This window comes from Pseudochrobactrum sp. AO18b (assembly GCF_000409565.1).
GTDB lineage: Bacteria > Pseudomonadota > Alphaproteobacteria > Rhizobiales > Rhizobiaceae > Pseudochrobactrum > Pseudochrobactrum saccharolyticum.
This window is the reverse complement of record NZ_ANNO01000024.1, coordinates 1-23,127: the sequence shown is the minus strand read 5'-3', so window position 1 is coordinate 23,127 and position 23,127 is coordinate 1. Positions and strand designations below refer to the sequence as shown.

Below are 23,127 nucleotides of genomic sequence, written 5' to 3'. Positions count from 1 at the left end.
GGGGGGGGCTTTTGTTTTTAGAGCATTTCACAGTCAAGTTGGATCAACTTGACGTCGGGATAATGCGACAAACTAAAAAAACTAGAGCGAGCACTGTGATCCAACATGAACGTAAACCGCTCTAGTCTACCAGAGCGCCATAATGCTGAATGGTTTTTGCTGCGGTTTGCGCTGCAAAACGGATGGCGGCCTCGGAATCGCCGGTTTGTGCGAAATGCCCCAAGAATGATCCGTTGAAACTGTCGCCTGCACCGGTCGTATCGATAATCTGTGCGACGGGTGCTGTTTTGACAGTAAAAGACTGGCCGTCAAAAAGAATTTCAATTTCATCCGCACCGTTTTTGACGATAATCCGCTTCAACCCGTAGCTTTGATAGCGGCTGATTGTGTCCGCTGTCGTCAAGTCACCGAAACAGGCGACCTCATCATCAAAACTTGGCAGCACCAGATTACTGGCTTTCGCACCACGGATCAGTTGCGAGCGCATATGATCCTGATCCGGCCAGAGGCGAGGACGAATATTAGGATCGAAGGCAATAATCTTATCCGTATCACGGAACTCTTGCAGAATGCTGAGCAGGTTATCAGCTCCGTCACCCTCAAGGATTGCCAGCGTGATGCCGGAGAAAACAATAATATCAGAAGCTTCAATGGCCTGTCGCAATGCAGTTTTGTTTTCTGCCAGCAGACGAGCTGCGGATTGCGACCGCCAATAGGAAAAACTGCGCTCACCATTGTTGAGATGCACCATATAGAGGCCGGGCATGCGCGATGTATGACGGTCTATATAGTCGGTTCCGATCTGTTTTTGTGCCATGAATGCCAGCATGGCATCGGACATTGCATCCTGCCCGAGCAGGGTGAAATAGCTGACCTGCCAGTCTGCGGGCAGCGCCGCACGGGCATAATAAGCGGCATTGAAGGTGTCTCCGGCAAAGCCTTGCCGTAACAAGCCGCTGCCATCAGGGGCAAGCTCGATCATTGCCTCACCGATGGCGAGAAACTGTCCGCTCATGATTAACCTCAGACCAGCTTGCCACGGGCTGCAATCGGCCAGCTCTCTGTGACCATGCCGTTGCGCTGGATATAGAGGCTGTCAAACATATTGGTAACGACGCAGACATGGTTCGGGATGATCCGTACTTTGTCACCGACTTTGAGGTTGATCGGTTTTTCGCTGACCAGACGGCCATGTTCTTCCGACAACTGATCGATGCGGATATCATCGCGGCCGAGTACATGGCCATAACCACTCAATCCGAACAGGTCAGAAGTCAGCGTTTTGCTGCCGGCATCAATAATCGCTCGGTTGTCAGACGGAACGGACACAACGGTTGCCAGTACAAAAAACGCACAATCATCGTAACTGCAAGCGCCGCGCTCAACCAGTGAGCGGTCATTATAAATATAGGTGCCGGGGCGGTATTCTGTAACAACAGGGGCATCAGCCGCGCTCATCATTGAGGGCGTGCCGCCGGAGGTAATGAGCGGAACTGTGATGCCGGATGCTTCGATTTTTTGTTTTGCCTGTTCCATGAAGTTTTCAACCGCGGCATGGGCATTGGCAGGCGGATAGGTCATCAGGCCGCCGAAATGCAGCCCCGCTGCATTATGAATGGACTTGGCAAGTTCTGCTGCTGCTTCAGGCGTTGCTACACCGCAGCGGTCTGCGCCGGTATTGCATTCTACCAGCACGGTTAAAGGCTGTGCCTCATTGGCGAAAGCTTCGGACAGACCGTTAATCACAGTCATATTATCCGCAACCACACTTAGTTTTGTGCGGTGCGCGAGCGCTTTGAGCCGGTCAAGTTTTTCGCTGCCTAAAATATTATAGGTAATCAACAGGTCAGGGGAGAGACCATATTGTTTTTGCAAGCCGTCGAGCATGGCTTCTGCTTCAGAGATTTTCTGGCAGGTAATGCCGTCTGCGCCTGCTGCAAGCTGGGCATAGGCCAGCGCCGGTAATTTATGCGTTTTGATATGAGGACGTACCTTGAAACCATGCTGGTTCGCATAGGACTGAAAATTACGGATATTTCTTTCCGTTATATCCAGATCAACGACAATTGCCGGTGTGTTCAATTGGTCCGCAAGTTTTGGTTCCATTTTTCCTCACAAATTCCGCGACCCTGTTGACTTGCCTTTCAGACGTCAAAAAACGTACCGGTCAGGCTGGTCGCCCCCTTGACAAGTTATGCATACTGTATTGAGATACGTCAATCCGGTAAAATAGACTAATGTCCGTTATTTTGGACAAAATGAAAAATCATACCGAGGAGGAGCTGCATCACCTGATGCAGGCAAACAATTGGGGGTTCAGAAAATGCAGGCAATGAAACTGGCACTGTTATTGGGTGCCGCAACAATCGCATTGACACCATCCGCTTTCGCGCAACAAAAAGGTGGCGTGCTGGATGTGGCAACTATTGGTGAGCCGCCGACACTGGACCCGATGGTCTCAACGGCTGATCTCGTCGGTATTGTCAGTCAGCATATGTTTGAGACGCTTTATACTTTCGATAAAGACTGGAAACCGGCGCCGCTTCTGGCAGCCAGTCTTCCGGAAATCTCTGCCGACGGAAAAACCTATCTGATTAAACTGCGTGAGGGCGTTAAATTCCACGATGGTTCGGACATGACATCGGAAGATGTTGTGGCATCGCTCAAGCGCTGGACGACACTGGCCTCGCGCGGCAAGCAGGCAGCAACTTTGATTGAAGCCATTGAGCCGGTTGACGATTACAGCATCAAAATCACGCTGAAGCAGCCTTATGCACCGCTGACATCTCTGCTGGCCTTCAATAATTCTGCGGCCATTGTTTTGCCCGCAGAAAAACAGGCTGAACCGATGACCGAATTTGTCGGCACCGGCCCTTATCAGTTTAAAGAGCGCAAGCCGGATCAGTATATTCAGCTTGTGCGTTATGATGGTTATAAATCGCAGGAAGGCGAGCCGAGCGGTTATGCCGGTGGCCGCCAGCAAAATCTCGATGAAATCCGTTTTGTGCCGGTGCCAGATGCCAATACCCGCGTAGAAGCTGCGGTTTCCGGCCAGTATGGTTATGTGGATGCGCTGCCGGTTGAAGCTTTTGACCGTGTGTCCGGCTCGGCGTCTTCGGATGCGGTGATGCTCAAACCATTCGGCTGGCCGGTTTTCATTATGAACACCTCCAAAGGCATTGCTGCAAACCGTGATCTGCGTAAAGCCGTTCAGGTCGCATTGAATAATGAGGACATGCTGACTGCCGCCTATGGCAGCAAGGATTTCTTCAGCGCCGAGCCGTCACTTTATCCGTCCCAATTCATTTGGAGTACCGATGCCGGATCGGAAGGCAGCTATAATGTCGGTGATGCAGAGGCCGCAAAAGCCGTGCTGAAAACCGCCAATTATAATGGCGAGCCGCTGCGTATTCTCACCAGCCGTCAATATGAGTTCCATTATAAGATGGCGCAGGTTGCCGCTGAATATCTGAAACTGGCCGGTTTCAATGTTGATATGCAGGTGGTGGATTGGGCAACGCTCACCCAGCGCCGTGCTGATCCGGCGCTCTGGGATATTTACATCACCCATAGCCCGTTCCTGCCGGAACCGGCTCTGATCGATCCGCTTTCTGTCAGTGCACCGGGCAAGTGGAATACACCGGCGCGCGCCAAGGTAATGGATGCATTTAATGCGGAGGCTGATCCGCAGAAGCGTGCGGCACTCTGGGCAGATGTGCAGAAAGTCGTGTTTGACGAAGTGCCGTTCATCAAAGTCGGTAATTTCAACAATCTGTCTGCCAAATCCAAGAAACTGGATGGTGTTACGCCTGCGCCATGGCCTTATTTCTGGAATGCTTCCGTTACACAGTAAATAAAACAGGCCGCGCCAGCTTCGGAGGAGAAGCGACGCGGCCTTAAGTTTTGGGTATTCCCGAATTGGGTGGAGACTGAATGCTACGCTATATCATACAGCGTCTGATCGGCATGATCGTGGTCATGTTTCTGGTTGTGACGATTGTTTTTGTGATCGTCCGCGTCACACCGGGTGATCCTGCAGCCGTCATGCTGGGGCCGGAAGCGACACAGGCTGATATTGAAGGATTGCGAGCAAAGCTCGGTCTCGACCGCTCATTGCCGGTCCAATATGGCTATTACCTGCTGCAATTGCTGCGCGGTGATCTTGGCCAGTCGATTTTTCTTGGTCAGCCGGTTGCCCATGCTTTGGCGGAACGGGCAGAGCCGACATTCTTTCTGACATTGTTTTCCATTCTGATTGCCAGTGCGATTGCCTTGCCGGTCGGTATTTATGCCGCGGTTAAGCGTGGCTCATTTTTCGACCAGACCGCAACAGCTCTGGCGATGTTTGCCGCCAGTATTCCAAGTTTCTGGCTTGGCCTGTTGCTGATGCAGGTATTTGCCGTGCGCTACGGCTTGTTTCCGGTTTCCGGCTATGGCGGGCCGGATACGAGTTTCGGCGAACGAATGATGCATCTGGTGCTGCCGTCTTTCGCACTGGGTATTGTGTCTTCTGCTTTGATTATGCGTTTTACCCGCGCCTCCATGCTGGATGTGCTGGGCGATGATTATGTGCGCACAGCCCGAGCCAAGGGGCTGAATGGCAGACGCGTGGTGATGAAACATGCGTTTAAAAATGCGCTGATCCCGATTTTGACAGTGATCGGCCTGACCGCAGCTGTGCTGATTTCCGGTGCCGTGGTCACAGAGACGGTGTTTGGCTTGCCGGGGGTTGGCAATCTGGTGGTGTCGGCTGTGATGCGCCGCGATTATCCGGTTATTCAGGGGGCATTGCTGGTGATTGCCGCGCTCTATGTTCTGATAAATTTTGCCATTGATATGCTTTATCTGGCCGTCGATCCGAGGGTGCGTTACTGATGACCGGCTCCAGTGTAAAATCTTCAGAAACATGGTTGTTTATCCGTCGCCTGTTGCGCCGCCGTACCGTTGCATTCGGCCTGTTCGTCCTGATCGTTTTTGTGTTGCTAGCCGTTCTGGCACCACTGATTGCGCCTTATGCACCGGGTAAATTGTCGATCAGCAATCGTCTGACTGCGCCGAACGGCACATGGTTTTTCGGCACCGATGAATTTGGCCGTGATGTATTTTCCCGCACACTTTATGCGGGACAGTTATCTCTGGCAGTCGGCGCTGCGGTTGTCGTGCTGGCAAGCCTGATTGGCATCACACTCGGCTTGCTGGCCGGTTTTTTCCAGCGGCTGGATACACCGATTGCGCGTCTGATTGATGCGATGATGGCTTTTCCCGATATTCTGCTGGCGATTGCGCTGGTGGCAGCACTCGGGCCTTCGCTGACAACAGTGATTGTGGCGCTGTCGATTGTCTATGCACCGAGACTGGCGCGTGTGGTGCGTGCTTCAACACTCGTTATCCGCGAACTGCCTTATATTGAGGCATCGCGTGCGCTGGGCATTTCCACGCCGCATATTATGACCCGCCATGTGTTGCGCAATTTGCTGTCGCCTATTCTGGTGCAGGGGACGTTTCTGTTTGCGCAGGCTATGCTTGCCGAAGCCGGTTTGTCCTTTTTGGGGCTTGGTGTCAGTCCGGAAATTCCGACATGGGGCACGATGATTGCCTCCGGCCGTCAATATGTCGGACAGGCAGACTGGATGACGCTGTTTCCGGGTTTTGCCATCATTCTCGCCGTGCTGTCGTTGCAGATGGTGGGCGACGGATTGCGCGATCTGCTCGATCCGCGTTTGCGTAAAGATATGTGAGGGCATGATGAGCCATTTATCAGACAAACAGCCTGTGCTCCGCGTGCAAAATCTCACAACCTCTTTTCTTGGTGAGGATGGCTGGCGACCGGTTGTGAAAAATATCTCCTTTGATGTCGGCGCAGGGGAAACTGTGGCGCTGGTCGGGGAATCCGGTTCCGGAAAAAGTGTAACGTCTCTTTCGGTGATGCGGTTGTTACAGCCGGATACCAGCCGGATTGAGGGGAATATTCTGCTTGCCGGCAAAGATATCTTGCAGCTGTCCGAGCATGAAATGCAAAAAATACGCGGCAATGATGTCGCGATGATCTTTCAGGAGCCTATGACGTCGCTCAACCCGCTTTACACGGTGGGAGATCAGATTTGTGAAGCCCTGCTATGCCACCGCAATATGAGCAAGGCAGAGGCCAAGGCTGAAGCCCTGCGACTGATGGATAAGGTTCGTATTCCGTCTGCCGCAAGCCGGTTCAATGAATATCCGCATCGTTTCTCCGGCGGTATGCGCCAGCGCGTGATGATCGCTATGGCGCTGGTCACCCGCCCGAAACTGCTGATTGCTGACGAGCCGACTACAGCGCTGGATGTAACCATTCAGGGGCAAATCCTCGACCTGATTAAAACCCTTCAGGAAGAGGAAGGCACTTCGGTATTGTTCATCACCCATGATATGGGCGTGGTTGCAGAAATCGCTGATCGTACCGTGGTGATGTATCATGGTGATGCGGTGGAAACCGGTGATACGACCACGATTTTCCGCGACGCGAAGCATCCTTATACGCGGGCTTTGCTATCAGCCGTGCCTGCACTTGGTTCGATGACTGGACGTGTGCGCCCACTGCGTTTTCCGGTTGTTGATATCCGAACCGGCACGGCACTGCCGCCGGTGGAAGCTGCTGATACTGTGGCGCAGGACGTGCCGCCGGTTCTGGACGTAAAAGGGCTGACGACACGCTTTACCATTCACAGCGGATTATTCGGGAAGCTGGCAGGGCGGGTTCATGCGGTGGAGAATGTCTCTTTCTCCTTACAACCGGGGGAAACGCTGTCGCTGGTGGGCGAGTCCGGTTGCGGTAAGTCGACGACCGGCCGCTCGATCATGCGGCTGATAGAGCCGCAAAGCGGTTCCGTTATGGTCAACGGGCAGGATGTGATGGCCATGGCAGGGCATGAGCTGCAAGGTCTGCGCCGTACCATGCAGATGATTTTTCAGGATCCCTATGCCAGTCTCAATCCGCGTATGCGGGTAGGGGCGTCGATTGCGGAACCGTTTCTGGAGCATAAACTCGGTACAAAACATCAGGCGCGGGAACGTGTGGCTGATCTTCTGGAGCGTGTGGGGCTGAAAGCCGATATGGCGTCTCGCTTCCCGCATGAATTTTCCGGCGGACAGCGTCAGCGTATTTGTATTGCCCGCGCGTTAGCGCTTGATCCGAAACTTATCGTTGCCGATGAGTCTGTCTCTGCGCTCGATGTTTCCATCAAGGCGCAGGTCATCAATCTGTTGCTCGATCTGCAATCCAGTCTCAACCTGTCTTTTCTGTTTATCTCGCATGACATGGCGGTTGTTGAGCGTCTCAGCCACCGCGTTGCGGTGATGTATCTGGGCGAGATTGTTGAGATCGGGCCGCGTGCAGCGGTGTTTGAAAACCCTCAGCATCCTTATACGAAAAAGCTGATGGCAGCGGTGCCGGTGCCTGATCCCGCACGGCGCGGTATGCGGCGCGGGCAGATCGCTGATGAATTGCACAGTCCTGTCCGTGCGCCGGATTATGTACCGGTCGAGCGGCAGATGCGCGAAGTTTCAGAAGGGCATTTCATATTCCAATGATAGGTCCGGTGAAACAAGTCTGCTTCTTCCAATCAGTGCTTGCCGCTGAGCGCCTGTGCGGCATCCTTCAGGCATTGCAGATAGAAAGCATGGTTCTTCAGCCCGTCATCGCGGGGGGCAACAAGGCACAGCGTTGCTGTGGTAATGCCCTGCGCATCACGCATCGGTACGGCAAAACAATGGGTAAAATTATCGACCGTGCTGTTGAAGGTAAATTGACCGGTTCTGTCGGCTTCGCGTACCTGCGCTATAAATTCAGCCGGATCAAGCCAACTGCCATTGGGCATTTGGAAATCGGCAGCGGGAATGAAACTGGTAATTTCTTCATCGCTGAGATGGGCGACCAGAAGACGACCGGAAGCTGTCCACGGAATAGGCACGGAATGGCCGACATCCGAGGAAATGCGGAACGGACGCACGCCTTCCTTCATACGGGCAACGGTATACTTATTGCCGTCGAGCACGCAATATTGCGCTGTTTCGCGGGTCTGTTCGGCAATGCGTTCCAGTGCGGCATCGCAGGCGCGCATGAAGTCAAAATGATCTTCATAGGCCGCACCGAGAAAATAGAGTTTGCGTCCGAGAAACACACGGCCGTCGCCGCCGGTAAATTCGAGAATACCATTGCGCAACAGCAGATTGACCAGCTCGTAAACCGAGGAACGCGGGGCACCGATTTGGGCGGCAATTTCATTGGGTTTCAGCGGTTCACGCTTGTTGCGCAGAAAATCCAGTATCTCAAAGGCACGATCCAGACCGCGCGCACGTTTGCTGCTGTCTTCTTTGGGCGTGACCGGAGTGGTTGCGGTACTGTCTGACATGCTGCCTCCGATGAGCGCTATAATGTTATTGTGTCTGTTATATTGGATTTTAACATACAGGCAAGCAGAAGTTTACAATCAGAAGTGACGATGACAGAAGGAAATACGGGTATGATTATGCGTTACCAAAAAGGCAGCCGGATGAGTCAGGCCGTGAGCTATGGCGGCATGGTGCATATTGCCGGTCAGGTGGCTGAAAACCGCAAGGCTTCCATTGAAGAGCAGACCCGTGATGTTTTGGGCAAGATCGACCAGCTTTTGCAGCAGGCAGGAACTGACCGTTCCAAATTGCTGGCGGTGAATGTGTTTCTTCCGGCAATTGTTGATTTCGATGCGATGAATTCGGTCTATGATGCGTGGATTGATCCGGAAAACCCGCCGGCGCGTGCCTGTGTGGAAGCGCGTCTGGCTGATCCAGATCTGCGGGTTGAAATGACTGCTATTGCTGCCCTTTAATGCTCAATGAAGTGCCGGAGCCGGATATGACACAAACGCTCATTCGCAATGCCCGTATCATTGATGGCACCGGCGCACCTTGGTATCGCGGCGATGTGTTGCTGAGCGGCGGGTTAATCCGGCAGATCGGCAGAGGTCTGAAAGCAGACGGTGATATGCAAATCATTGATGCGGATGAGCGTTATTTAAGCCCCGGTTTTATTGATGCCCATTGTCATGATGATCTGATCTTTCTGCGCGAGCGGGACAGGCCGGAAAAGGCGATGCAGGGCGTGACCAGTATTGTGGTCGGCAATTGCTCTTTTTCGCTCTATCCGGCAGCAGAACAGTCCCGCGAATATCTGCGTCAGCATTTCTCCGGCCTTCTTGGTGAAACGCGATCTGATGAGATTTTTGATGATTTCTCGGGATACCATCAGGCTTTGGAAGGAGAGGGGATTGCTCTCAATCTGATCTCACTTGTCGGCCATGCGGCTTTACGTTTGGCAGTGATGGGGCATGACAGACGGCCTGCCACAGAGAGCGAGCTTGCAGCGATGTGCCGTTTGCTTGACGTGCAAATGGCGCAGGGGGCGGCAGGTCTGTCTCTGGGGCTGGTTTATCCGCCAAGTGCTTTTGCTGAGATTGAAGAACTGGTAGCTTTGGGTAAAATTGTCGCCGGTTTCGGCGGGGTGCTGGCCGCGCATATCCGCTCCTATGAAGCAGGCCTGATGCAGGCGACTGAAGAGTTCGGTGAGGTTGTGCGCCTGTCCGGTGCTGCAGGATTGCTGTCACATCTGCAATCGGCGGGACGACCGAACTGGGGTAATGTACCGGTGGTGATCGACTATCTGGAAAGCCTGCGATCTGACGGTGTGGATATCAGCTTTGATATGTATCCCTATCCGGCAGGCAGTACATGGATATTACAGCTTCTGCCAGCGGCGGTGATGGATGGTGGTTTGCCGGCTTTGAAAGAGCGCTTACAGGACACCGCATGGCGGCAGAAACTGGCGCATTGGGTGGAACATGGCGGTGATGATTATCACGGCCAGAGCAAAATTTCGCTGATAGGCTGGGAGAATGTACGGCTTTCAGCAATCGGCATTGATGAACTGAAACATCTGGAAGGACAGACCATGCGTGAAGCTGCCTTTACGCTTGGCACAACGCCTTTCGATCTGCTGGTGCGCTTTGTTGAAGAAGATGAAGGGCAGACAGGGATTATCCTGTTTCAGCTTGATGAGGATGATCTTCATGCGGCCTGTTGCAACCGGTTGTTTATGGCGGGGTCTGACGGTTTGCCGCGTCCGGGCTCTAAACCACATCCGCGTGCTTTCGGGACTTTCCCGCGTATTGCCGGACCTTTGCGGCGGGAGAAAAAATGGTTCCCGCTTGAAGATGCAGTGCGCCGGATGACGTCGGTCGCCGCGCAGCGTTTTTCTCTGCATGACCGTGGCCTGTTGCGTCCTGCAATGGCTGCTGATCTGGTGTTGTTTGAAGATGCGATCACAGATCACGCGACATTTGAAAATTCCACACAGATGCCGTCTGGTATCAGCCATGTTTTTGTCAACGGACAGGCGGTGATTGCAGCAGGCAAACCGACCGGTAACAGAGCCGGAAAAGTGTTGCGCCGCTGATTGTTCCCGTTCTGATGACGTATGAGTCTGTCTTGTTGTGACGTTTATAAAATCTTAAGGCGGTATTTACCGGAGAACGATATTAATCCTGCTAATATCAGTAATATTTGAAGCAGGATAATGTCATGAACGGGCAGACCGGTGATCAGCGGTGTCATATCCGCGATCTTATGCCAGCGATTGCATTGCTGGTTCTGTTGCTTGGCGGGATTGCCGTGGCTTTTCTCAAGCCAACCGGCAAAGATGACCAATATATCGTTATGGTCGCTCCCTGGCGCACATTGAACTCTGTTATCAGCTCCATTCAGGCCGCTGAAGGTGCGATTATTTCTATCAATGCTTCATCCAGCCTGATTACAGTTTATTCCGAAAATAAAGATTTCCCAAACAGGCTTTACAGTGCCGGTGAGTGGCTGGTTTTTGAACCGCTGCTGCCTGGTGGTTGTTATGCCATTCAGGAACGGACGACAGCCGCATGATCCTAGAACTTGACGACCTTCGCCGCCGGTTTGGCCGGTTTTTGGTAATTTTATTCTGGCTGCATGTCCCGCTTCTGGCGCTGGTTGCTTATATCACCGGTCATTCGCCGGTCGGCGCAGCTTTGGCAGGCGTGGTGCTGGCCGGTGCCTACCATTTATCATGGCTGCGTTCAGGCATTGCTCCGGTAACGCGCTATATTTCCGGCGTTGCCCTGATGGGGCAGCCCGCATTGCTGCTGTATTTTATGAGCGGTCAGCTCTGGCAAATGGATATGCATATGTATTTCTTTGCTATGCTGGCGCTCACGGTTGCGTGGTGTGACAAGCGGGCGGTGCTTTTTGCCGCCGCTGCCGTGGCTCTGCATCATTTAACGCTGGATTATCTGATGCCAGCAGCGGTGTTTCCTGAAGGCGGGGATATCAAGCGCGTTCTGCTTCATGCGGTTATTGTCGCGTTTCAGGCTGCAGTGCTGGTGTGGTTCGGCGATATGCTTGTCGATTGCTTCAACCGCATTAATGCCATGCGCGATGAAATCATTGCCAAGAATGCGGCACTGGAACAGCGTACCCTTGAAGCGGAAGCTGCAAGCAAATCGAAGAGCATGTTCCTCGCCAATATGAGCCATGAAATCCGCACGCCGATGAATGCCATTCTGGGCTTTTGTCATCTGGTGTTGCGCACGGATCTGGATCTGCGTCAAAAAGAATATGTCTCGAAAATCAGCAATGCCAGTACGGCTCTGCTGCGCCTGATCAATGATATTCTCGATTTCTCCAAGAATGAGGCAGGCAAGCTTTCTCTCGAGACACGTCCGTTCAATTTACGCTCTTCTTTGCAGAGCCAGCTTAATCTGGCGGCAATTAATGCGGAGAATAAGGGCGTCAGCATTGAGACTGTAATTCAGAATGATGTGCCTGCGGTTCTGGTCGGCGATGAATTGCGCCTGAATCAGGTGCTGCTCAATCTCGTCAGCAATGCGGTGAAGTTCAGCGAAAAAGGGACTGTCACAGTCACGGTTGATGCTGAAGAGCAGCAGGATGCAGGTGTTAAACTACGCATATCGGTGCGTGATCAGGGGATCGGTATGGCACCGGAACAGCAAGCTTTGCTGTTTAATTCTTTCACACAGGCCGACAGTTCCATGACGCGCCGCTTTGGCGGTACCGGACTTGGACTTGTTATCAGCAAACAAATTGTTGAGCAGATGGGCGGCACAATCGGCGTGGAAAGCATGCCGGGAGTGGGCAGTACTTTTACCTTTACCGTCAATATGGCCATTGGTGAAATGCAGGCTGAACCGGAGCGCCTCGCTTCGGCAGAGATTGCAGGTCTGCGTGTGCTTGTGGCTGATGATAATCCGGCCTCGCGTGAGATTTTCCATGATGTCTTTAATTCATGGGGCTTGAATATTGATCTCGTTGCATCCGGTGAGGAAGTCCTGGGCGCGCTTGAAGGAGCATGCAAAGCCGGCCAGCCTTATGATCTGGTGGTTCTGGACTGGAAAATGCCCGGCATGGACGGTCTGCAAACAGTACAGGCGCTTCACCGTAATGAGAATCTTTCGCCGTTGCCATATGTGGTGATGGTGACGGCCTATGGTAATGAGGATTTCCGTGCTGAAACCGAGCGTTCCGGTATTGCTGCCTTCCTGACAAAGCCGATCGTTCCGAATGTACTTTTTGACACGATTACCGGCTTGTTTGCCCGCGAAACAGCGGCGGATGCACCGCATGCGGAAATCGGCCAAACTATTCCGATGGTGGCGGAGCAGTTGCGCGGGCTGAAGGTTCTGCTGGCTGAAGACAGTATGATCAACCGTGAGATCGCGGTTGAGCTGCTGCAGGATGCCGGATTGGTGGTTGATGTTGCTGAAAACGGCCGTATCGCCTGCGATCTCGTTCTTCAGGATCCGCGGCCCTATGACGGCATTTTGATGGATATCCAGATGCCGGAAATGGACGGTATTGAAGCCACTTTGCAGATCCGTAAAAAATGGTCTGCGGAGCAATTGCCGATTATTGCCATGACCGCGCATGCCTATGAGGAAGAACGGCAAAAATGTTTTGCTGCAGGTATGGACGACCATGTGGCCAAACCGGTTGATCCGTTCCTGCTGGTACGCACACTTGATCGCTGGTTGAAGCCGCGTAGCAAAGAAGCTTCGCGTCCGGTCGCAGAGTCTGCTCCGGTTGCAGTGAAGCCTGTAAGTGATCTGCCGGAAAGCCTGTCGCCGTTTGATCTTACAAAAGCGCTGGCGCGTATGAATGGTAAAACATCACTATTGCGTAAGCTGATTATTGATTTTGGACAGAGATTTGCTGCAACGCCGGAAGAGCTCAATGAGCTGATCGGTCGCGGTGCATTGGATGATGCGCGGCGCAGCGCCCATACGCTGAAAGGTGTGGCGGGATCGCTGGAACTGGCAGAGGTTTATGAACAGTCTGCCAAGACTGAAGCTGCATTGGCACAAGGTGATGTGGTTGCGGCTAATATATTGATTGCTGAATTGGAGCTGGTGCTGAAACCGGCAATAAAAGCGGCTAAGAGTCTTGTAACTACAACAGAAGATGATAATAAACCGGTTCCGGCAGGACAAGCTGATCCGGTCAATATTCAGGCGGAGATTCTGGTTTTCCGCGGGCTTCTGGAGCGCAGAAGTCTGAAGGCACGCAGCAGTTTTGAAAAATTGGCGATTACGCTCGGTATGACACCTGACACTCTGCAGGTTCATCCGGTGAAGGTCGCTCTCGACAATCTTGACTATAATCGCGCCCTCACATTGCTGGATGCTGAATTTGCTGATGTTTTGCAAACTTCACCGGACACTGAGCGTATCGGAGAATAATTATGACAGACCGCGCGGTCATCCTCATTGTGGATGATGAAATCTCAAATATTGAGATTATGAGTGCAGTACTCGAGGACGATTATGAAGTATGTTTTGCGACTTCAGGTGAGGAAGCATTAAAAGTTGCACAGACGGTGTTGCCGGACCTTATTCTGCTCGATGTGCTGATGCCGGGTATTGACGGATATGAAGTTTGCCAGCGTCTGAAAAAAGATCGCATGCTTGCGGATATTCCGGTGATTTTTACAACCGGCCTGAATGATCAGGATGCGGAAGTACGCGGATTATCTGCCGGTGCGATCGATTATGTAACCAAGCCTATTCAGCCGGTTATTTTGCTGGCGCGTGTGGCCAATCATGTTGAGTTGAAACGTCTGCGCGATCAGCTGGCGCAAATGGCTGTGACAGATGCTTTGACGGGTTTAAGTAATCGCCGTCATCTGGAGCAGACATTGGCGACAGAAACCACGAAACTGGCGCGCACAGGCGACTGGCTGTCGGTTATCATGGTCGATATCGACTTCTTCAAACTGTTCAATGATACATTTGGTCATCCGGCCGGTGATCGTTGTCTGGCGATGGTTGCAGCGGCTCTTACACGCGCGGTGCATCTGGCAACAGATGTGACAGCACGTTATGGCGGTGAGGAATTTGTCTGTGTCTTGCCGGGGCGGGATCATGATGCGGCAGTACTGGTGGCCAGAGAAATACAGGAACAGGTCAGTTCTTTAAGAATTCCGCATCCGGGTTCAACGGTTTCCACTTGTGTCACGGTGAGTATCGGCGTTGCTTCGGCATGTTGTCTGCCGGAAATGTCTGCATCGCAGTGGATGGCACATGCTGATCGCCAGCTCTATCTGAGTAAACGTGCCGGCCGGAATGAAATTTTCAGTACTGTTTTCAATGCGCAGGAAATCGGTCTGATTTCTGAATAATCCGGGATCATTGCTCTATGACCGGCAAATTCAGGTATTTTGCCGGTCAGCGACCTCACACAGATGCAACTGAAGTTTATGTGTCTGTATTTTCTCAAAAATATGCGGTGCCGGTGCTTTATCAGTGATAATGGCATCGACAATATTCAGTGCGCCGAGTTTAACAAGCGCGCGTTTGCCGAATTTGCTGCTGTCGACAGCCAGCAATTTGTGTCTGGATTGGTCGAGCGCTTTGGACACGGCCGCCACTTCTGTCCGGTCATCATCACACAGATCACCGTCATCATCGATGCCGCTGACAGAAATCACCGCATAGTCGAATTTGAAACGGTTGATGAAATCGGGTGTGTCTTCTTGAAAAATGCCGCCATCTACGGCGCGGACAAAACCACCCGGAATTGCCAGTGCGAAGTCGGAATTCTCGCTGATGAGTGATGCCACACGCAGACTATAGGTGACAATGCGCAAGCCCTGCCTGTTTTTTATCAGCGCAGCGGCAATGGCCTCGCAGGTCGTGCCCGTATCAATGAAAATCGTTGTGTTGTCGGGAATGTAATCGGCTACAAATGCGGCAATCGCCTGTTTTTCTGCGGCCTGATCCAGACGCCTCTGACGATAGGTTCCGGCATCCATCGGAGCCGCGATCGTCGCGCCGCCATGGATACGGCGAACTTTGCCTGTGGTTTCCAGCGCCATGATATCGCGGCGTGCAGTTTGCATCGTCACCGAGCAGAGATGCGCAATTTCTTCCAGCGAAATATAATGATTTTGCTCGAGATATTGCAGCAAAAACGCCTGACGGTTGTCTTTTTTGTTGCCGCCGGTTGATGCCGAATTGTCAAATCGCATAGCGCCCCCTGTACTCTACGTATGTCGGACAAAAAAAATTATGCGTCAAGAAAATGATTTTTGACAATCGTCCGGATTGTATAAAAACTGACATATGACTCGTCTAATGTAAGAAAAGTGACATTTTATGTCTCAAATCTTATTGTCAGGATGATATGATGAAACAGCAGCGGTCAGGCGCAAGACATAAGCGTAAATTAACGGCAGGGGTGGCAAGTGCAATATTGCTGGCTGCGCTGAATACAAATGCACAGGCAGAACCAGCAAAAACACAGAATTTTTCGCTGACCGTGATGGGTTTTAACATCTGGAATAACGGCGTTGATTCCAAGATGTGGGATGCTGAAGCAAAAAAGAATGGCCAGCTGATTTATAATAAGGCCATGCAGGATTTGCTGCGTGGCGTAGCGCCTGATGTGCTGGTTATGCCGGAACTTTACAACAATAGCGGCAGGCCATTTGGCGATACGACGGTTGTTAAAGCCCATGTGAAAAATACTCTGGATCTGCTGAATGAAAAAGCAGACAAGCTGGGTGCATTTGAAAAAATCAAAGACCATGGGTCCCGTGAAGGCGAAGGCATGGTCTTTACAAGCGGTGAAACGGAATATCTGGCGGCGAATACGGTTGTTGTGAAGCCGGGTAATGGCTTCCCTGATACGGTTATCGCCGGTCGCCATTTCAATTATGCAGATACATCGGCTGGTCGTATCACTCAGGCAAAAGATGCCAACAAACTGGCGCAATCTGCCCTGACTCCGACAATATTGCTCGGCGATCTGAATGCCGGTGATGTATCGGAACGAGGCCTGCTGAGTGTGGATGCGCAACTGCGCCTGATAAAAAAAGCCGCTGGTAACGCATTTTATAAAACGCTGGCTTATGAATATCTTGAGCGGGCGGATGCAGCAAAATGGCGTGCAATCATTCAAGCCGAACACCCGAATGCCAATATTGATAATTTGTCATGGGAGCAGTGGGGCAATGCACTGGATAAAGCCTATCAGGCACAAAAAGATATAGGCTTTGCCGGAGAGACCTATCCGGTAGACAATAATCTTCCGGTGACGATGAATATTATGAAACAACAATATCAGCTGATTCAGCTTGAGCGGAACCGCGAGCAGTTCAAACCAAGTGAAGTTGGTGATGAACGTGCGACCTGGACCAGTGACGGTGAAGAATCTACCAATACATGGCCGAGCTGGGATCGTGTGAATATTGATCATATTCTGGTTTCCCGACCTTTCGCCAAATGGGTGGAGATTGTTGATAATGGTCAATGGTCCGGCACACTTTCCAAACCGTCATTGCTGCCAAATGGTAATTCGCTGTCGGATCACGATCCGGTCGCACAGGAGCTGCGCTGGGTAGGGCCAAAGCTTGAGACTTATAAAGACGGCGATGTTGAGAAAAGCCGTCTGATCTGGGGCGCCGGTGCATCCGGTTTTGAAGCCAAAGGCAAAGAGTTTTTCCTGACCCGTAATAATAACCGTAATGATGTTTATCTTGGTCAGGTCGCGGATGAAAACGGCAAACCGATCCTGAAGGATCTGACGCAGGAAGAAAAACAAACACTGCTCAATTGCCAGACAACAGATGCACGTTTTGCGCAGGCTGTGAGAGATTACTGTATTGATAATCACGATTTCATTGGCGAAACCTCGGTTTCCGATGGCGGAACGGTGATTGTTTTTGAAGATGCGGCGCTGGGCAGTGCATCAGCAAATTTACGTTTGAATGATGGTGGTCTGCGCGTGGCCGGTCTGGCAATGAACAGTCTTGAGCGCAAAATCGTGCTGGACGGCAATGGCTGGATTGATGTGACTGCGGCTGCCAATAATCTGAAAGTTAATCAGGAGATCAGCGGCAGCGGTGCTCTCATCAAACGCGGCGAGGGTGTGCTGACACTGAATGCTGCGAATAGCTATACGGGCGGCACATCCGTAGAGCGCGGCGGACTGATTGTCGGTGATGCAGATCATACCGGTGCTTCTGTGAGCGGTATGATTAAAGTCAGCAATGGTGCATTTCTTGCGGGTTCAGGAACACTCGGTGGTATTCATATTGCTGCGGATGCTGTTCTGGCACCGGGTAACTCAATCGGCACGCTGAAAACTTCCGGCGATCTGGTGATGGAGGCAGGCTCTCTTTATCACGCGGAAATCAATCCGGATGGCACATCTGATCTCGTTCAGGCTTCCGGTACTGCAGCAATCGACGGTGCCCGCGTTTATGTCGATAAAGCGGGAGGCTCTTATATACCGGGCAACCGTTATACCATTCTCACCGCGGATGGCGGTGTGAACGGTACTTTCGCTGACCTTAGCCAGAATATGCCATTCATTAATCTCGGCCTGATTTACGATCCGAAGGCGGTCTATCTGGATGTGCTGCGCAATCAGGTTGCGTTTGATGATATTGGCGAAACGGCTAATCAGCGTTCTGTCGCAGCCTCTGTTGAATCTCTGGCAAGCGGCAATGCTGTTTATGATGCGGTGCTCGGGCTGGAAAGCAAAGAACAGGCTTTAGCTGCTTTTGATCTGCTGACAGGTGAGGTACATGCATCCGCTAAAACGGCTCTGATGAATACGAGCAGCGATCTGCGTAATGCAACTCATGATCGTCTTCGTTCCGCTTTCGGAGATGCACATGCACAGAAGGGCGCACAGGTTGTCTCGGCCAAAGATGCGCCTGCTGCTTTATGGGTGCAGAGCTTCGGCACATGGGCTGAGAATTTTGCAAACGGCAATGCTGCAAAACTCAGCCAGACAACGGGTGGTGTCTTTGCCGGTTATGATGCAGAAATTGCAGAGAATGCACGTCTCGGCGCATTGGCCGGTTACAGCCGCACCAGTTTTGATGTTGATGACCGTGCCTCATCCGGTGAGAGCGATAATTATCATCTCGGCATCTACGGCGGTTCGCAATGGGGCAATACTGCTCTGAGTGCTGGTCTTGCCTATAGCTGGCACTCGGTAGATATCAGCCGTTCAGTCCGTTTTGCTGATTTCTCGGATAAACTCGCAGCTGATTATAATGCAGGCACGGTTCAGGCTTTCGGTGAACTCAGCCATAAGCTGCAAACCGGTAATGCGGTCTTCGAGCCTTTCGCCAATCTTGCCTATGTTGCTGTGAAGACGGATAGTTTTACCGAAACCGGCGGACAGGCTGCTCTGACCGTTGACGGTGACAGAATGAGCACCGTGTTCACAACGCTCGGTATTCGCGGAGCAACAGAGATGATGTTTGGTAATATCAAAGCCGAACTGAATGGTACGCTGGGCTGGCAGCATGCATTTGCTGATATCGATCCGGTCAGCCGCGCATCTTTTGCAACGGGTTCTGCTTTTGATATTTCCGGTATTCCTGTGGCAGAGGATACGGCGCTGGTTCAGGCAGGTTTTGATATTAAGGCCAGTGAACAGGCAACTTTCGGTATCAGCTATCGCGGTCAGTTCGGATCAGGCTTTCAGAGTAATTCTGTGAATGCCAAACTTGGCATCAAATTCTGATCCATCAGATATTTTGTAAAAGGAAACTGCCGGATTCCGTCACGGAGGCCGGCAGTTTTATTCTTGGTGTTTGTTTCGCCGGAAGATCAGGCGGCCGGTTTTGCGGCCGGTTTTAATGCGACAGCAGGAAAATCTACCGGTACATCCAGCGCGACATTGATATAATTGGTGAAGAGATTGAGAGCGACATGGGCAATAATCTCTACAATAGCCTCATCGTCAAAACCTGCGGCTTTCAGCACCGCAATATCATTTGCTGTCACTGCGGCACGGTCGCGGGTGATTTTGAGGGCAAAGATCAGAGCAGCTTGTGTCCGCGGGTCTGAGGATTGTCCGGTCTGGGCAGCCGCCATATCGGCAGCTGATGCGCCGGCCTTGCGTCCGAGCGCTGTATGGGCGGCAAGGCAATATGCACAATTATTGGCATTGGCAATTGCAACAGCGATTTCCTCGCCCAGACGCGCACCGAGTTTGCCGGTACTAAGAGCACCGAACGATCCCCACATGCTTTGCAGTGCGGCTGGTGAATTGGCAACAGCCTTGAACATGTTCGGGACAGTGCCGAAAGCACCGTTAATCTGATCGAGCACCGGTTTGACAGAACCGGTGGCAGACGCTGGATCAATGAGATGAATATGTGCCATAATAGATAATCCTTCTCTGTAGCTTGGAGTTGGGTCAATGAACGGTCCGGTGATGGCAGTCACCGGGCCGTTTTCAGTTCCGGCTTATGAGCCGTGAACAACGGTGTCCGGCAGTTTTTGTGTGCCGGAGATATTACTTCCAGGGTTTTGGGTGAATGCTGCCCAGTTCATATCCTGAGCAGTCTGGTCTGCGGCTTCGTGTTCCCCGCAATCCAGCCGGAGATCCGTACCGGCAATATCTGCGCCGATAAATGTGCAATGATGTGGGTGTGCTGATCCGGGATGAATATTCGGACGGAAATGACGGCAGGAAACACACATGCGCTGCAGCGGAATAGCGCCGGCTTGCTGTAATTCACGGATGAGTCTGATTTGTGTGGCGAGTAATTCGCTTTGTACCGAAACGGGTAAGCTCTCCAGCGCCTCGGAAAAGCGTGATGAGCTCTCTTCTATCGTAGCATTGACGGCATGACCTTCAGGGGTCGCGCATATGATGCTTGCCCGTGCATCAGAGGTGTCAGCGGTGCGGATAAGTAGTTTTTTCCGGACAAGGGCGTTTACCGTCTCCGTGATACTGGCACCGGAAACGGCAAGTTGCGCGGCGATGTTTTTTGAGCGCATACCGTCAGGTCGCGTCACAAGTAAAGCAAGAACCTGTGCCTGAGCCGGGTTCAGCCCTTCGGCTGCTGCCGCTGCCCATAGTTCAGCTCGCAGAATGATAGCAAGGCGATCAAAGCCTGTCCGTAGGTGACGGAGTGTTGTTGATATCTGACTCATGTAAATATTAAGTAGGAGTCCTAATTAAATGTCAAGCGCTCAATACCGACTGCGGATGACGAACAGGCCAGTTCCGGCATGAAGTTCTCAATACTGTCAGAGAGACAGTGTATTAAATTGCAGAACTTGTAAGACGTGACAGCGCGCCTAAGGCGTGGCATAGGAGGGCGCACAATCACAAGGCCTCCTGTTTCATGATCCGCATTGACAATATCAGTAAGTCCAACAGCCATCGCATTCTGTTTATCGAAGCGTCTGCCGCTTTGAACCGTGGCGAGAAAATCGGCCTTGTCGGGCCGAATGGTGCCGGTAAAACAACGCTTTTCCGTATGATTACCGGCGAAGAACAGCCGGATGAGGGACAGGTTACGGTCGAGAAAGGCGTGACGATTGGCTATTTTGATCAGAATGTCGGGGAAATGGGCGGGCGTACGGCCGTTGCGGAAGTGATGGATGGTGCTGGCCCTGTCAGTATTGTTGCCGCAGAATTGCGTGAACTCGAAGCTGCAATGTGCGATCCGGATCGTATGGACGAGATGGATGCGATCATTGAGCGCTATGGCGAAGTTCAGGCGCGCTATGAGGAACTCGACGGTTACGGTCTGGATGGGCGTGCGCGTGAAGTGCTTGCAGGTTTGAGTTTTTCTCAGGAAATGATGGACGGCGATGTCAGCAATCTGTCCGGCGGCTGGAAAATGCGCGTGGCCTTGGCGCGTATTCTGCTGATGCGCCCTGATGTGATGCTGCTCGATGAGCCTTCCAACCATCTTGATCTTGAAAGCCTGATCTGGCTTGAGAATTTCCTGAAAACCTATGACGGCGCTTTGTTGATGACGTCGCATGACCGCGAATTCATGAACCGTATTGTCTCCAAGATTATTGAAATCGACGGCGGTAATCTCACGACCTATTCCGGTGACTATGTTTTCTATGAAGGCCAGCGTGCTCTGAATGAAAAACATCAGCAGGCACAGTTCGAACGCCAACAGGCAATGCTTGCCAAAGAAATCAAATTTATTGAACGCTTCAAAGCCCGTGCATCCCATGCATCGCAGGTGCAGAGCCGCGTGAAGAAGCTGGAAAAGATTGACCGCGTGGAACCGCCGCGCCGTCGTCAAACTGTGGCTTTTGAATTTGCAACGCCGCCGCGCTCCGGTGAAGATGTCGTTAATCTCAAAGGTGTCCACAAAGCCTATGGCAGCCGCACAATCTATGACGGGTTGGATTTTATGATCCGCCGTCGTGAGCGCTGGTGCATTATGGGTGTGAATGGCGCGGGTAAATCGACTTTGCTCAAACTGGTGACCGGTACGACTGATGCCGATCAGGGCAATGTTTCACTCGGTGCCAGCGTTAAGCTTGGTTATTTCGCTCAGCATGCCATGGATATTCTGGAAGGTGACAGCACGATTCTGGAATGGCTGGAGCAGCGTTTTCCAAAAGCAGGGCAGGCACCTCTGCGGGCTCTTGCCGGTTGCTTCGGTTTTTCGGGTGACGATATCGAAAAGAAATGCCGTGTTTTGTCCGGTGGTGAAAAGGCGCGTCTGGTTATGGCGGCTATGTTGTTTGATCCGCCGAACTTCCTTGTTCTGGACGAACCGACTAACCACCTTGATCTCGATACCAAAGAAATGCTGATCAAGGCGCTGGCTGCCTATGAAGGCACAATGCTGTTTGTTTCGCATGACAGACATTTCCTGTCAGCGCTTTCAAACCGCGTTCTGGAACTGACGCCGGATGGTATACATCAATATGGTGGCGGCTATACGGAATATGTAGAAAGCACGGGGCAGGAAGCACCAGGTCTGCATAGTTAAAATGAATACGCCTCCCGAAAGTGATTTCGGGAGGCGTCTTTATATAATAGGATATACATTTAGCGGCGCTGCAATTTTTCAAAGCGCTTAATCAGACGATCCCGTTTCAGCCGCGAGAGACGTTGAATCCAGAAAATACCGTTCATCTGGTCAATCTCGTGTTGATGGCATACGGCAAGTAAGCCTTCCGACTCTTCTATATGTGCCTTGCCGTCCAGATCTTGATAGCGGATATGTACGGCAGCGTGGCGCTCAACCTCATCCACAACACCGGGCATAGAAACACTGCCCTCTTGATGACGGATCATGTTTTCAGAAGCCCAGATGATTTCGGGATTGATGTAGATTTTGACACTTGCATCAGGAGACAGCTCCAATACCGTAACGCGTTTCGCCACGCCGATATGTGATGCAGTGATTCCGATCCCCGGCGCGGCGCGCATAGTGTCCAGAAGATCATCGGTGAGTTCACGCAAAGACGCATCAAATTGCGTGACAGGTTCTGCAATCTCGCGCAGACGCGAATCCGGATAGGTAATAATAGGGCGAATAGTCATAACGGGGCTTTGTCTCGCTGAGTCTGAGCTATGTATATAAAGTCTCGAGCTCTCATTACCGTAAAAGCGATTTTTTGGACAGTTCTGCTGCGACTCGTAAAAACCTACCTGGTTATTCCCGCCTGGTTCCACTCGTTTTGGTCTGAAATCGGTATTTGATTCTGGATTTATGAGTCGAAACAAGGGTTTGGCGCTGTGATTTGATATATTTGGCTTGGTTTTTGGGGTGATTTGGGAAGG

Annotated in this window: 18 protein-coding genes; 11 read left to right on the top strand and 7 right to left on the bottom strand. The window is 51.9% G+C overall.

Annotated elements, in window-relative coordinates; all coding sequences use genetic code 11:
* Positions 1 to 121: 121 nt before the first annotated feature.
* Together A918_RS0101285 and A918_RS0101280 are read right to left on the bottom strand one after the other, a co-directional pair.
* Positions 122 to 1,015: a sugar kinase gene (locus tag A918_RS0101285; protein WP_022709307.1), complete on the bottom strand. Its 894-nt coding sequence runs from the start codon at positions 1,013 to 1,015 to the stop codon at positions 122 to 124.
* Between the two features lie 8 nt (positions 1,016 to 1,023).
* On the bottom strand, positions 1,024 to 2,106 hold the full coding sequence (locus tag A918_RS0101280) for a D-TA family PLP-dependent enzyme (protein WP_022709306.1): 1,083 nt from the start codon (positions 2,104 to 2,106) through the stop codon (positions 1,024 to 1,026).
* Between the two features lie 217 nt (positions 2,107 to 2,323).
* Here A918_RS0101280 and A918_RS0101275 point away from each other — a divergent pair, with 217 nt between their 5' ends.
* The 4 genes from A918_RS0101275 (at position 2,324) to A918_RS0101260 (ending at position 7,566) form a co-directional block, all read left to right on the top strand.
* Positions 2,324 to 3,853: an ABC transporter substrate-binding protein gene (locus A918_RS0101275; protein WP_022709305.1), complete on the top strand. Its 1,530-nt coding sequence runs from the start codon at positions 2,324 to 2,326 to the stop codon at positions 3,851 to 3,853.
* Positions 3,854 to 3,933: 80 nt separating this feature from the next.
* Entirely contained in the window at positions 3,934 to 4,875 is a 942-nt protein-coding gene (locus A918_RS0101270; protein ID WP_022709304.1) for an ABC transporter permease, read from the top strand.
* Entirely contained in the window at positions 4,875 to 5,738 is an 864-nt protein-coding gene (locus A918_RS0101265; protein WP_022709303.1) for an ABC transporter permease, read from the top strand. The genes A918_RS0101270 and A918_RS0101265 overlap by 1 nt, the downstream gene beginning before the upstream one ends.
* A 4-nt stretch (positions 5,739 to 5,742) precedes the next feature.
* Positions 5,743 to 7,566 carry an ABC transporter ATP-binding protein gene (locus A918_RS0101260; protein WP_033315794.1) on the top strand — a complete coding sequence of 608 codons (1,824 nt, stop codon included), beginning with the start codon at positions 5,743 to 5,745 and terminating at the stop codon, positions 7,564 to 7,566.
* A gap of 32 nt (positions 7,567 to 7,598) precedes the next feature.
* Here the strand turns inward: A918_RS0101260 and A918_RS19080 are convergent, their stop codons facing one another.
* Entirely contained in the window at positions 7,599 to 8,387 is a 789-nt protein-coding gene (locus A918_RS19080) for an IclR family transcriptional regulator (protein WP_022709301.1), read from the bottom strand.
* 111 nt (positions 8,388 to 8,498) lie between these two features.
* On the opposite strand from A918_RS19080, the gene A918_RS0101250 reads away from it, so the two are divergent.
* The 5 genes from A918_RS0101250 (at position 8,499) to A918_RS0101230 (ending at position 14,728) form a co-directional block, all read left to right on the top strand.
* A complete protein-coding gene (locus tag A918_RS0101250) occupies positions 8,499 to 8,843 on the top strand; it encodes a RidA family protein (RefSeq protein ID WP_028233227.1) in 345 nt (114 codons plus the stop codon).
* A gap of 26 nt (positions 8,844 to 8,869) precedes the next feature.
* Positions 8,870 to 10,465 (top strand): amidohydrolase family protein, encoded by a 1,596-nt coding sequence (locus A918_RS19075; RefSeq protein ID WP_033315798.1) that lies wholly within the window; start codon positions 8,870 to 8,872, stop codon positions 10,463 to 10,465.
* Between the two features lie 125 nt (positions 10,466 to 10,590).
* Positions 10,591 to 10,944 (top strand): hypothetical protein, encoded by a 354-nt coding sequence (locus A918_RS0101240; protein WP_022709298.1) that lies wholly within the window; start codon positions 10,591 to 10,593, stop codon positions 10,942 to 10,944.
* Positions 10,941 to 13,790 carry a hybrid sensor histidine kinase/response regulator gene (locus A918_RS0101235; RefSeq protein WP_022709297.1) on the top strand — a complete coding sequence of 950 codons (2,850 nt, stop codon included), beginning with the start codon at positions 10,941 to 10,943 and terminating at the stop codon, positions 13,788 to 13,790. Before A918_RS0101240 ends, A918_RS0101235 begins: the two co-directional genes overlap by 4 nt.
* 2 nt (positions 13,791 to 13,792) lie before the next feature.
* Complete coding sequence (locus tag A918_RS0101230) at positions 13,793 to 14,728, top strand: diguanylate cyclase (protein ID WP_022709296.1); 936 nt, start codon at positions 13,793 to 13,795, stop codon at positions 14,726 to 14,728.
* Positions 14,729 to 14,758: 30 nt separating this feature from the next.
* On the opposite strand, the gene A918_RS19070 is transcribed toward A918_RS0101230, so the two are convergent.
* Positions 14,759 to 15,577, bottom strand: coding sequence for a DeoR/GlpR family DNA-binding transcription regulator (locus tag A918_RS19070; RefSeq protein WP_022709295.1), 819 nt, complete (start codon positions 15,575 to 15,577; stop codon positions 14,759 to 14,761).
* A 155-nt stretch (positions 15,578 to 15,732) separates the two neighbouring features.
* Between A918_RS19070 and A918_RS0101220 the strand changes: the two genes are divergently transcribed.
* Positions 15,733 to 19,092, top strand: a complete 3,360-nt coding sequence (locus tag A918_RS0101220; RefSeq protein ID WP_245257273.1) for an autotransporter domain-containing protein — start codon at positions 15,733 to 15,735, stop codon at positions 19,090 to 19,092.
* 86 nt (positions 19,093 to 19,178) lie between these two features.
* Here A918_RS0101220 and A918_RS0101215 read toward each other — a convergent pair whose 3' ends face one another.
* Together A918_RS0101215 and A918_RS19065 are read right to left on the bottom strand one after the other, a co-directional pair.
* Positions 19,179 to 19,736, bottom strand: a complete 558-nt coding sequence (locus A918_RS0101215; protein ID WP_022709293.1) for a carboxymuconolactone decarboxylase family protein — start codon at positions 19,734 to 19,736, stop codon at positions 19,179 to 19,181.
* An 84-nt stretch (positions 19,737 to 19,820) separates the two neighbouring features.
* Positions 19,821 to 20,513: a MarR family winged helix-turn-helix transcriptional regulator gene (locus A918_RS19065; RefSeq protein ID WP_022709292.1), complete on the bottom strand. Its 693-nt coding sequence runs from the start codon at positions 20,511 to 20,513 to the stop codon at positions 19,821 to 19,823.
* Positions 20,514 to 20,707: 194 nt separating this feature from the next.
* Here A918_RS19065 and A918_RS0101205 point away from each other — a divergent pair, with 194 nt between their 5' ends.
* Positions 20,708 to 22,330 carry an ABC-F family ATP-binding cassette domain-containing protein gene (locus A918_RS0101205; protein ID WP_022709291.1) on the top strand — a complete coding sequence of 541 codons (1,623 nt, stop codon included), beginning with the start codon at positions 20,708 to 20,710 and terminating at the stop codon, positions 22,328 to 22,330.
* Positions 22,331 to 22,389: 59 nt separating this feature from the next.
* Here A918_RS0101205 and A918_RS0101200 read toward each other — a convergent pair whose 3' ends face one another.
* Positions 22,390 to 22,887, bottom strand: coding sequence for a peptide deformylase (locus tag A918_RS0101200; protein WP_022709290.1), 498 nt, complete (start codon positions 22,885 to 22,887; stop codon positions 22,390 to 22,392).
* Positions 22,888 to 23,127: the final 240 nt, after the last annotated feature.